The 1,854-nt window shown below is 73.1% G+C and carries 1 protein-coding gene; it reads right to left on the bottom strand.

Annotated features, from left to right (window positions below; translation table 11 throughout):
* Positions 1-329 precede the first annotated feature (329 nt).
* Entirely contained in the window at positions 330-1,679 is a 1,350-nt protein-coding gene (locus tag AB0N76_RS39750) for a hypothetical protein (protein ID WP_363565736.1), read from the bottom strand.
* Positions 1,680-1,854 lie beyond the last annotated feature (175 nt).

Here is a 1,854-nt window from a genome sequence, read left to right on the forward strand (position 1 = left end):
GCCGGTCCGCGATCTGCCGGTTGGTCAGACCGGCGGCGGCCAGCCCCGCGACCCGCTTCTCCTGGGTCGTGAGGGCCGCCCAGGGCCGGGACCGGGGTCGTGTCGGATGCGCCGGGACCGCAGGCCGCGGCCCCGGCGAGGAGCAGGGCCACGGCGGCCATCGCCGCCGTCTTGGGCAGGGTGCGCGCGGTGATCTCAGGGGAGGGCATCAGGCGAGTCTAGGCAATCAATGATCTTGACCTGCCGGTCGGCCCGGCTCGGCAGCCCCTGCACACCCCGCCCTCGTCGACGGCGGCGAACTCGCTCCTCATGGCGCGCTCACGGCGCGCTCATGGCTCGCTCGCGGTGCTGAGGTCGTCGAGTGCCTCACGCAGCAGGCGTTCGTGCCGGTGCGGGGCGAGGAGTCGGCGGAGGTCGGCGACCAGGGCGGGTGGCAGTCCGCCGGTGAGGGCGCCGATGTGGTGGACGGCGGTGGCGGCGACGTCGAGTTCACCGAGTGCCAGATGGCCGTTGACGATGTAGAGGAACCAGAGCGCGCTGTAGGGAGGCGGGGTGGCACCACCCGGCGTGGTGAGGCTGTCCACCAGGAACTCCAGGTGGGGCTTGGCCTGCCGGGGCCGGCCGAGGAAGGTCCAGACCCCCGCCCGGCTCATGGCGACGAAGCGGCGGTAGGCCTCGGGATCCATGGCGCGCCCGGCCGCGACGCGGTCCGCCGGGGTGAAGGCCCCGGTGGCGAGGTCCAGTGCTCGGGTGGCCGAGGCGGCCCGGCCGAGTTGGGCGAACGCGGCGGCTCTGCAGTTGTGCAGTTCGAAGGCGATGACGGCCGGCAACTCGGGGGCGGCCAGGCGGGCCGCGTGCAGGAGGCCGAGGGCGTCCTGGGCGCCGCTCGCCACCAAGTGGTGAAGGGCGAGTTGGATCATGGCGGTCGCCGTGATGACGCGATCCCCTGCGGCCGCGGCGGCCCGGATGGCGGCCAAGGCGTAGTGCTCGGCTCGGGCCAGCTCTCCGAGGGCACGGCTGAACCCGGAACACAGCAAGGCGGTGCGAGCGGACAGCCGGAGCAGGCGCCGGGAGGTCGCGCCGCCGTGGTCCGCGGCGGCCGACAAGCGGGCGAGCTGCCGGTGTTCCGTGTGTGCCGCGGCGTAGAGGAGCCGGGGCGGGAGGAGGCTGGCGAGACTGTGCTCCTCAAGGGCCGCGACGCGCGCCTCGATTCCGTCGAGGCACTCGACGGTCTCCGCGTCCGCCTCGCGTCCGGGGACGGGCCGGAAGCCGGCGAGCCGGGCCAGGGCCCCGCGAACCTCGACGACCAAGCGGTCGCCCTGCTGCGCGAACCCCGTGGGACGAACGGGTCCGGACAGTCGCGGACCGGCTCGGGCGATCTGCGGTCGCGGGTCGGCGTGGGCCTCGTCCAACGGCACGCCGTCGCCGGTGGCCAGGTGCACCCAGAACGGCCATCCGAGCCGCGTGACCTCGCGGGCCGAGACACCGTGGAGGTGGGCCATCGCGCGTTGGGCGGAGTACTCGGGAACGATGCGCCCCGATTCCCAGCGCGACACCTTCTCCCTGCGTGCGGCCATCCGTCCCAGGCCGAGCTCGTCGTGCGCGCCCGCGACGAGACGGGCGTACTCGGACTGGGAGAGGCCCAGCGATGCCCGCAGCAGAGTGAGCGGATGCGCCATGGAGAGGTGTCCTGATTCTGCTGTTTCCCCGTGCCGGAACGGTCGGATCCCCATGAGCGGAGTCCGACGCGCGCAAGACACTAAGGCGTGTCTGATAATTGATCTTGTGGCAGGTCGAGGCGAGTTGACGGACGCGGCGTGGGCGCGGATAGAGCCCTTGTTGCCGCAGGTGGAC

Origin of the sequence: Kitasatospora sp. NPDC093806, assembly GCF_040683335.1 — a bacterium.
In the GTDB taxonomy this organism is placed as follows: domain Bacteria; phylum Actinomycetota; class Actinomycetes; order Streptomycetales; family Streptomycetaceae; genus Kitasatospora.